The 9,793-nt window shown below is 72.7% G+C and carries 6 protein-coding genes and 1 pseudogene; 2 read left to right on the forward strand and 5 right to left on the reverse strand.

Going from position 1 to position 9,793, the window contains the following annotated elements:
* From PLC66_RS21185 to PLC66_RS21200, 4 genes are all read right to left on the reverse strand, one after another.
* A partial coding sequence (locus tag PLC66_RS21185) for an AMP nucleosidase (RefSeq protein ID WP_324544180.1) occupies positions 1–1,313 on the reverse strand: 1,313 nt, incomplete at its 3' end.
* A gap of 15 nt (positions 1,314–1,328) precedes the next feature.
* Positions 1,329–2,120: an enoyl-CoA hydratase-related protein gene (locus PLC66_RS21190; RefSeq protein WP_324544181.1), complete on the reverse strand. Its 792-nt coding sequence runs from the start codon at positions 2,118–2,120 to the stop codon at positions 1,329–1,331.
* A 55-nt stretch (positions 2,121–2,175) separates the two neighbouring features.
* On the reverse strand, positions 2,176–2,625 hold the full coding sequence (locus tag PLC66_RS21195) for an LEA/WHy family protein (protein ID WP_324544184.1): 450 nt from the start codon (positions 2,623–2,625) through the stop codon (positions 2,176–2,178).
* A gap of 201 nt (positions 2,626–2,826) precedes the next feature.
* The gene (locus PLC66_RS21200; RefSeq protein WP_324544182.1) at positions 2,827–5,079 is read right to left on the reverse strand and encodes a UvrD-helicase domain-containing protein; all 2,253 of its coding nucleotides are present in this window, start codon (positions 5,077–5,079) and stop codon (positions 2,827–2,829) included.
* A 123-nt stretch (positions 5,080–5,202) separates the two neighbouring features.
* Here PLC66_RS21200 and PLC66_RS21205 point away from each other — a divergent pair, with 123 nt between their 5' ends.
* Positions 5,203–7,026: an ABC transporter transmembrane domain-containing protein gene (locus PLC66_RS21205; RefSeq protein ID WP_324565336.1), complete on the forward strand. Its 1,824-nt coding sequence runs from the start codon at positions 5,203–5,205 to the stop codon at positions 7,024–7,026.
* A 129-nt stretch (positions 7,027–7,155) separates the two neighbouring features.
* Positions 7,156–9,402, forward strand: coding sequence for a DUF6351 family protein (locus PLC66_RS21210; RefSeq protein WP_324544183.1), 2,247 nt, complete (start codon positions 7,156–7,158; stop codon positions 9,400–9,402).
* A gap of 122 nt (positions 9,403–9,524) precedes the next feature.
* Here PLC66_RS21210 and PLC66_RS21215 read toward each other — a convergent pair.
* A pseudogene (locus PLC66_RS21215) lies at positions 9,525–9,793 on the reverse strand (hypothetical protein); the annotation flags it as partial.

Consider the following 9,793-nt stretch of genomic DNA (forward strand, 5'->3'; position numbering starts at 1 on the left):
AGCAGGGTGCCGTAGGGCACGCGGAAGCGGAAACCGTTGGCGGCGATGGTGGCGGACTCCATGTCCAGCGCCACCGCGCGGCTCTGGCTGAAGCGGCGCTCGGGGCTGGTCGACATGCCGTGCGAGGGCAGCAGCTCCCAGTTGCGGTTGTCGGTGCTGGCCACCGTGCCGGTGCGCATCAGGCGCTTGAGCTCGTAGCCGGAGAGCTGCGTGACTTCGGCCACCGCGGCCTCGAGCGCCACCTGCACCTCGGCCAGCGGCGGGATCGGCACCCAGGGCGGCAGCTCCTCGTCGAGCACATGGTCCTCGCGCACGTAGCCGTGGGCGAGCACGTAGTCGCCCAGTTGCTGGCTGTTGCGCAGCCCGGCGCAGTGGCCGAGCATGAGCCAGGCATGGGGGCGGAGCACCGCGATGTGGTCGGTGATGGTCTTGGCGTTGGCCGGGCCGACGCCGATGTTGACCATCGTGATGCCGCCGCGGTCGCCGCGTACCAGGTGGTAGGCCGGCATCTGCGGCAGGCGCGGCGGCGGCGCGCCGTCGGCGTCCTCGTCCTGCGGCGCGAGGTCGGCGCGGCGGGTGAGGACGTTGCCGGGCTCGACGAAGGCCTCGTAGCCATGGCCGGAGGCGGTGTCGGCCATCAGTTCGTGGCCGAGGCGGATGAACTCGTCGATGTAGAACTGGTAGTTGGTGAACAGCACGAAGTTCTGGAAGTGCGCCGGCCGCGTGCCGGTGTAGTGGCGCAGCCGGTGCAGCGAGTAATCGACCCGCGGCGCGGTGAATAGCGACAGCGGATGCGGCTCGCCGGGGCCAGGCTCGAAGGTGCCGTTGGCGATGCCGTCGTCCATCGCGCCGAGATCGGGCAGGTCGAAGTGGTCGCGCAGCAGGCGGCGGCGATCGGGGACGAGGTGGCCTTCCAGGTAGTCGTGCTCGGGCAGGGCAAAATGCACCGGGATCGGTTGCGTGCTGCTGCCCACGGCCAGCGCCACGCCGTGGTTCTGTATCAGCAGGCGGAACTGTTCGAGGTAGTAGTCGGCGAACAGGTCGGGCCGCGTCAGCGTGGTCTCGAACACGCCGGGGCCGGCGACGAAGCCATAGGACAGGCGCGAGTCGGCGCGCGCCACGGTGTCGGTGCGTACCCGCAGCAGCGGGTAGCAGGCGCGCACATGGCGGCCGACGTCCGCGCCGTCGACGTAGTGCTGCAGGCCGCGGCGCAGGTGATCGACCGCCAGCTCGTAGATCTCGCGCACCCGTTCGAGCGCGGCAGCCGGATCGGCGAAATCCTCGAGCTCGAAGTGGGGGGCGTGGCCGTTCATGGCTGCCTGCGCCGCTCAGCTGCGCGCGAGCAGGCGGTGCACCGCCTCGAGGTGCTCGGGCTCGTTGTGGCACATGCCCTGGAAGGCGGCGCACAGGTCGAGGAAGTCCTTGAGCTCCATGCGCTGCGCCATCTTCATCAGGCGCTTGGTCAGGCGCAGCGCCTTCGGCGGCTGGGCGGCGAAGCGCGCGGCCATGTCGTGGGCGCGCGCCAGAAGCTGGTCGGGCTCGACCACCTCGAGCACGATGCCCAGCGTCTTCGCCTCTTCGGCACCGACGATGCGGCCCGACAGCGTGAGCTCGAAAGCCTGCTGGTAGCCGATCAGGCGCTGCATGAACCAGGCGCCGCCGTCGCCGGGGATGATGCCGAGGTTGAGAAAGGTCTCGCCGAACTTCGCCTTGGTGGACGCGATGCGGATGTCGGCCATGTTGGCCAGATCGAAGCCGGCGCCGATCGCCGGGCCGTTGACCGCGGCGATGATCGGCACCTCGACCGCCTGCAGCGCCAGCGGGATGCGCTGGATGCCGCGCCGGTAGCGGGAGGCGACTTCGGCCACGTCGCCGGCGAAGTCGCCGCCGCGCGCCGCCATGTCCTTGACGTTGCCGCCGGCGGAGAAGGCCGAACCTTCGCCGGTGATGACGAGCACCGAGACCTCGTCGCAGGCATTCACCCATTCGGCGACATTGACGATGTCGTCGATCAGCGCGGTGCCGGTGAGCGCATTGCGCACGTCGTCGCGCGCCAGCGTGAGGGTGGCGACGCGGTTGTCGAGTTGCAGGCGGGCGTCGTTGACGGTGGGCAGGGTCATCGTGCGGTCTCCTTGGGCGTGCGGCGCGTGCGCCGCGCAGGGGGCGGGATGCGCTTCAGCGCGGGGTCTTCAGCGGCTCGGGAAGCTTCAGGGTACCGGAATCGGAGAAGCGCATGCCACCCAGCAGGCCGCCGGCGAGCCGCCCGCGCAGGGCGTAGGGCACCTCGGCCTTGATCGCGCCGTCGCCGTCCATGACGCCCAGCGCCTGGCGCACCACGGCGATCGCCGACACCGACACCGGGATCTCGACCAGCGTCTCGCCAAAGCGCGGCACGCTGCCCTGGCGGTCGCTGACCCCGGTGGCGAAGGGGCGGCCGTTGAGGTCGAGCTCCAGCGCCAGGCCGTCGAAGTCGATGGCGCTGTCGTTGGGGTTCTGCACCCGTAGCTTCACCGCGAAGCGCATCTCCATGCCCGCGCCGGGCAGCGGCTCGAGGCCGACGACGTTGATGCGCACCGGCTCGCGCTGCATCAGGCTGGCGCAGCCGGAAAGCAGCACGGCCAGCATGAGGAGGGCCAGCAGCAGGAGGGGCCGCGCAAGGGGGCTGCGGGCGAGCCATCGATGCTGCAGCGGGGCGTGGCAATCCAGCATGGTCCTGTCCTCAGCGGTCGGCAATGGGGCCGATTCTACCCCGCCCGCCCGCTGCGTCGGCTCGGCGCCGTGCAGCCGCTGCAGCGGACGGCCGACGCGCCCGGCTGTCGCCCGCCTTCAGTCGTGCGCCTCCCCGGCGGATAGCGCATCGAGTTGCAGCTGGCCGCGTGCGAGCGCCGCGTCGATCTTCATCGCGGTGACGAAGGGACTCTGCCTTGCCGCATCCGCCGGCACGAGCAGGCTGAGCTCGTCGCGCATGCGGGTGGCAGCGACGTAGAAGCGGTTGTGCTCCTCGCTGCGGTCGCAGCCGGCGAGCGGGAAGGCGCCTTCCTCCAGGAAGGGCAGGATCACCGCGGCGAACTCCTGGCCCTTGGCCGCCTCCACTGTGCACAGCAGCACGGTCTTGCGCCGGCGCAGCTCGGCGACCTTCTCCTCGGCCTCGCGCAGCCACTGGGCGAAGGCGCGCAAGGGCTTGCCCAGTGCCCGCGCGGCGTCGATGAAGCCGGCGATCGAGCGTCCCACCGTGGCGGCGTCGGCCGGATCGATGAAGATGCGCTGGGCGACCTTCTCCAGATCCAGGGCCTGCGCCGCGCGGCCGAGGGCGAGCGCGGCGGGCTCGTCGGCGGGGGCCTCGCGCAGGATGGCCAGTGCCTGCTGCAGGCGCTGGCGCGCGCGCTGCTGGGCGGGCGTATCGGCGACGGCCTGGGCGGCCGCCTGCTGGCGCGCGAGCAGCGCATTCGCCTCGTCGTGGCGGCCTTCCCGGCGCAGCCGCCCGAGCAGCGCGAGCAGGCGCTGCGCGGCCGCGGTCTCCTCGTCCTCGGACAGCCCGGTAGCGGCCTGGTCGGCCTGCGTCTGCGGCCGCAGCAGCCGCCCGTGCAGGAAGGCGTCGAACAGCTCGGGCTGGGCGGCGGCGGTCTTGAGGTCCTCGATGCGGCTGGTCGACCACGACAGTTCCTGCCACAGCTCGAGCGCCTGCAGCACCTGCAGGCGCTTGGCCGCGCCGGGGATGGATTCGTAATCGGCCAGGGCGAAAGCGATCACGCCGCGCAGCATCAGGATCTCGGGGCGCAGCAGGTAGCTGTCGAAGCCTTCGACGCGCACGCCGATGCCGGCCTCGAGCAGCGCGTTCTCGATCGCGATCGACTGGTCGGGCGAGCGCAGGATGATGGCGCACTCGTCCAGCCGCCCGCCGCGCGCGCGCCAGTCGCGCACGCAGTCGAGCGTCCTGCGCGCGGCGTCCGCGGTGTCGGCATAGCGCTCGATGCGCAGGCGCGCCGCATGGCCGCGGCCGGACACCACCGCCTTGGCCTTCAGCGCCGCGGTGGCCAGCGCCATCGCCGGGCCGTGGCGGAAGGTGGTGGTCAGCGTCAGGCGCGCGACGCCGTGCCAGCCGGCGCCGAAGTGGCTGCGGATGAAGCCGACGTCCGCCCCCGCCCAGCCGTGGATCACCTGGTCGAAGTCGCCGGCGCCGGTGAAGAAGGCGCCGCCCTGGGCGAGCAGCTGCTCGAGGCAGGCGTAGCTCGCCGGGTTCATGTCCTGCAGTTCGTCGACGATCAGCACGCGGTAGCGCGGCAGCGCAGGCGGCTCGGCGTCGGGCGCGGTGAGCAGGCAGGCGAGGTCGTAGGTGGGATCGAAGCGGGTGCGCCACAGACAGGCCTCGCCGTCGCCGGCGCGCGCCTTCTCGAGCTGGCGGTAGAGGGCGAAGATGGCCTCCGGAATGTCGAGCGCGTCGGCGCGCAGGGCGACGGTTTCGTCCTCGTCCAGGTCGGGTCGCACGAGCTGCGTCTTCAGTCGCTGCGTGATCTTCAGGAAGTCGGCGATCTGCGCGTTGTGCTCGGGTAGCCACAGCTCGCGCGGCGCGCGGCGCAGCGCGTTGAGCCGGTGCAGCTCGGCGACGGCGGCGCGCACATGGGGCGCGACCGCCTCGAAGGTGTCGAGGTAGGGCGTGTCGCCGCCTTCGATGTCGCGCAGCGTGGCGCGCGCGAAGTCGTCGAAGGTGGTGCAGCGCACGCGGCGGGCGAGCTGGGCGTCGAGGCCGATCGCGAGCAGCCGGCCCTGCAGCACGCGCGCCGCCTCGGCGGAGAAGCTGAGCGCCAGGATCTGCTCCGGCGCCACGCCGCGCGTGATCGATTCGGCGATGCGCAGCGCCAGCGTGGTGGTCTTGGCCGCGCCGGCGTTGGCCATGGCGATCACATGGCGCGCGCTGCTGGTCTGGATCTCGCGCTGCTCGGCAGTGGGGGCGAAGTCCTGCGGCGCGAAGCGCGGCGTGGCGCGGTCGGACGGGGAGGAGCGAGCGGAGGCGGGGCGAGGGGAGCCGGGGCCAGGGGAGGCAGGGCGCGAGGGCGGGGCGCTGGAGGGGCGGGTGGACATGGTCGGCGGTCGCGTGGCGGCGGGGAGCCTGGCTGGCCATCCGGCGCGGACGGTGGCCGGGCCCGGCGTGAGCGCGCATGGTAGGCGCATTCTGCAACGGCCGGAAGCAGACCATAATCGCGCATGCGCCGCCCAAGCCCCGCTCCCTCTGCCGCCGCGCCCGCCCCGTCCGCCCCGTCCGCCGCGCGCGCCGTGACCGCCCTGCGCGGCGTGCTGCCCTTCCTGCGCCCCTACCGCGCCCGCGTGGCGCTCGCCTTCGCGCTGCTGTGCCTCGGTTCGGCGACCATCCTGGTGGTGCCGCTGGCCTTTCGTGACCTCATCGATTCGGGCTTCGGCAAGGGGGTCGCGGCCGGCGGCGGCCTGCTCGGCACGGACAGCCTGGACAGCCAGTTCGTCGCCCTGTTCGGGCTGGCGCTGCTGTGGGCGGTGGCGGTGGCGGGGCGCTACTACATGGTGTCGTGGGTCGGCGAGCGGGTCACGGCGGACCTGCGCAGCGCGGTGTATGCGCGCGTGCTCGGGCAGTCGCCGCAGTTCTTCGAGACGCTGCAGACCGGCGAGGTGCTGTCGCGCCTGACCGCGGACACCACGCTGATCCAGACCGTGGTCGGCAGCTCGGTGTCGATGGGCCTGCGCAGCCTGTTCCAGTTCGTCGGCGGCATGGTGATGCTGGCGGTGACCAGCGTCCAGCTGTTCGGCCTCATCGCCGGCCTGCTGCTGCTGCTGGCGCTGCCCATCATCCTCATCGGGCGGCGAGTGCGCAGGCTGTCGCGCGAATCGCAGGACCGCATCGCCGATGCCTCGGCGCTCGCCGGCGAGATCCTCAACGCGATGCCGACGGTGCAGGCCTTCACCCAGGAGGCGGCCGAGGCGCGGCGCTTTGGCGAGCGCAGCGAGACCAGCTTTCGCACCGCGGTGCGCCGGACCCGGGTGCGCGCGCTGCTGACCGCGCTGATCATCGCCGCGGTGATGGGCACCATCATCTTCGTGCTGTGGATCGGCGCGCGCCAGGTGCAGGCGGGCAGCCTGTCGCTGGGCGAGCTGGGTGCCTTCGTGATCTACGCCGCCCTGGTCGCCGGCGGCGTCGGCACGCTGGCCGAGGTGTGGGGCGACGTGATGCGCGCGAGCGGCGCCACCGAGCGCCTGATGGAGCTGCTGCACGCCGAGTCCGCGATTCGCGAGGCGGTCGCGCCACGCGCCCCGCAGCGCGCCGCGCAGGTGGCGATCGACTTCGAGCACGTCGTGTTCTGCTACCCGGCGCGGCCGCATGTTCGGGCGCTCGACGACATCTGCCTGCACATCGAACCCGGCGAGCGCGTGGCCCTGGTCGGGCCCTCCGGGGCCGGCAAGACCAGCCTGCTGCAGGTCCTGCTGCGCTACTACGAGGTCTCCGCGGGCTGCATCCGTCTCAACGGCCAGGACATCCGCGAGCTGGCGCTGCACGCGCTGCGCGGCAGCATCGCCATCGTGCCGCAGGATCCGGTGATCTTTTCCGCCAGCGCGCTGGAGAACATCCGCTATGGCCGGCCGGCGGCGAGCGACGACGAGGTGATCGCCGCCGCACGCGCAGCCGCCGCCGACGAGTTCATCGCCCGCCTGCCCGAGGGCTACGCCACCTTCCTCGGCGAGCGCGGCACGCGGCTGTCCGGCGGCCAGCGCCAGCGCATCGCGATCGCCCGCGCGATGCTGAAGGGTGCGCAGGTGCTGCTGCTCGACGAGGCCACCAGCGCGCTCGACGCCGAATCCGAGATCCTGGTGCAGCAGGGCCTGGCGGCGGCGATGCAGGGGCGCACGACGCTGATCATCGCCCACCGCCTGGCCACCGTGCAGCAGGTCGATCGGATCGTCGTGATCGACGGCGGGCGCATCGTCGAGACCGGCACCCCGGCCGACCTGCGCCGCCAGGGTGGGCTGTACGCGCGGCTGGCGGCGCTGCAGCTCGCGCCCTGAGGGGCTGCCCGGCAACGCTCCGGCCTGGCAGGCCGGCGTCCGGCGCCCGCTTGAACGACGCGGCCGCGCCCCGGTCCGACTGAGCAAGCCTTCTGCTGCCGGACGCCCTGGGTGCCGGCGCGCGCCGCGATGAGAACACACGGGTCTCGCCTTCTGCTGTCGCTGCCGGTTGCCGCGCTGCTGGCGGCACTGGCGTGGGCGGTCGTCGGCGGCCCGCCCGATGCGGTGGAGCCGCAGGTGGTGGGCATGCCGGCGCAGGCGGACCGGCCTGCAGCCGGCGGGCCGGCGAAATCTGCCACCTCGCCCTATCGCTATCCCCATCCCTTTCCCTATGCCGAGGACGACACCCGCTACCCGATCCCGATCGGCGGAATCGGCCCGGCGGGCGCGCCGGCCCTCGGTCCGCTGCAGTATCCCTTCCTGTGCGAGACCGCGCGCTCCGGCCTCGGCCAGCCCGAGATCGACAACCACGACGGCCACGGCGTGCCGGTGCGGCGCGTCGGTGCCGACGGCCTGCCCAGCGGCGAGATCCTCGGCTACAGCCGCGACTGCCTGATCCGCAGCCGCATCGATCACTACTACAAGCCGGTCGGCAGCGAGGCCTTCGTCCCGTGGAGCGCGGCGGCAACCGATGTGGACACGCTGCGCCACGAGGGCCGCGACATCCCCTTCGTGCTGCGCGTCGAGCGCGGCAGCCTCAACCGCTTCCTCTACGCCATCGTCGTCCTTGCCGATCCGGCCGAGGCGGCAGAGGCGCCCGACGGTCGCTACTGGAACCGGCGCCTCATCTACCTGTTCGGCGGCGGCGTCGGCATCGGCCGCCGGCAGGGCAGGCTGGCCCTCGAGCGCATCCTCGAGCGCAACGCCGAGGCGCTTGCCCGCGGCTATGCCCTCGTCACCTCCACCGGCAACCACAGCTCGGTGCACTACAACATGGTGCTGGCCGGCCACACCGCGCTGCGCGTCAAGCGCCAGTTCGTCGCCCGTTACGGCGCGCCGCTGTACACCGTCGGCCTCGGCGGCTCGGGCGGCGGGCTGCAGCAATACCTGTTCGCGCAGAACCTGCCCGGCCTGCTCGACGCCGCGATTCCGCAGTACGCCTACCCGGACATGGTCACCCAGACCACCCATGCGCTCGACTGCGAGCTGCTCGAGTACTACTTCGACGTCGCCGCCGCCGACACCGCACGCTGGCGCGACCACGAGGCGCGGCGACAGGTCGGCGGACTCAATGCACTCAATGGCGTCGATAACCGCTATGCCGTGCTCTATCCGCCCAACCTGCTGCTGCAGGGGCGCCTGCCGCGCTGGCCGGCGGGCGCGAGCGAATGCGTGCAGGGCTGGCGGCGGCTGACGCCGCTGGTGCTCAACCCGCGGTTCACGCCGCGCGCCGAGCACTACGCCGAGGCCCTGCGGGCGCAGGTGAACTGGACCTACTGGGACGACCTGGCGCCGATCTACGGCGTCGACGGCGAGGGCCACGGCCGCCGCACCTGGGACAACGTCGGCGTGCAGTACGGCTTGCAGGCGCTGCGCCGCGGCGAGCTCGCGCCCGAGGCCTTCCTCGAGCTCAACGCCCGCATCGGCGGCTGGCAGCCGGCGGCGCAGATGAAGCCCGAGCGCCTGTACCGCCTGCCCGGTCTGCGCCAGCCGCTGTGGCTGTCGCTGTGGAGCGCGCACAACATGACGCATGCGGCCGGCGATGGGCCGGCGCCGCGCAGCACGGGCGACGTCGCGGCCATGGAAGCGGCCTATCGCAGCGGCCAGGTCTTCCTCGGCTACCTCGACATTCCGGTGATCGACCTGCGCCACGACCGCGAGGCCGAACTCGACATGCATCACATCAGCGCCTCCTTCGCCGCCCGCGCGCGCATCGTCGCCGCGCTGGGCGACCACGGCCGCCAGGCGATCTGGGTCGCGCACCCCGACTACGACCCGACCCCGCGCGCGCTTGCGGTCATCGACGACTGGCTGCAGGCGATGCGCGCGGCACCGGCGCGCGGCGTCGCCGGCAACCGCCCGCCGGCGGCGGCGGACAGCTGCTTCGACGCCACGGGGGGCCTCATCGCCCACGGCGACGGAGTCTGGGACGGTGTCGGCGACGATCGCCCGGCCGGGCGCTGCAGCGCCGCCTTCCGCGTCTTCGGCACCTCGCGCACGGCAGCCGGCGGCCCGCTCGCCGGCGACCTCTTCAAGTGCCGGCTGCAGTCGGTCGATGCCGCCATCGCCGCCGGCGAGTACGGCGCGGTGGACATGCGCGCCCATGCCGATCGCCTGCGCGCGATCTTCCCCGACGGCGTGTGCGACTACCGCCTGGGCGATGCCGGCCGGCCGCTCGATGCGGTGCCGGCGCACTGGCGGTCGGCGGTCCCCTGAGACACTGTGCGGCGCCGACCGTGGGCGATCGCCGCGCAGGTCGGCATCGTCTTTGAGCGCTTGCGCGTGTGGCAACCGAAGCCGCTCCGGGCAGCACGCGTTGGCTTCTGGCACGTGCCCCCTCAGGGCAGCGTGCGTTCGCGCACGAAGCGCGGAAAGCGGGGCTGACCGGCGGGGGTGAGTTCGCGGTAGCGGTAGGTGACCAGTGCTCCGAGCGCGGGAGGCTTGGCGCGGGCGGCATCGGTGAGGCCGCTGCCGATGCGAAAGCGGCGGCCGTCGTCCGCCTCCACCAGCAACGCGCCGACCTTGCCCTGCAGCCGGCCCTTGCCAGGGAGGTAGCCCGCATTTCTCACACCCTCACGATTCGCCCCCGGTGGCGCGGCTTTTTGCT

The organism is Thauera sp. (assembly GCF_035444905.1).
Lineage (GTDB): Bacteria > Pseudomonadota > Gammaproteobacteria > Burkholderiales > Rhodocyclaceae > Thauera.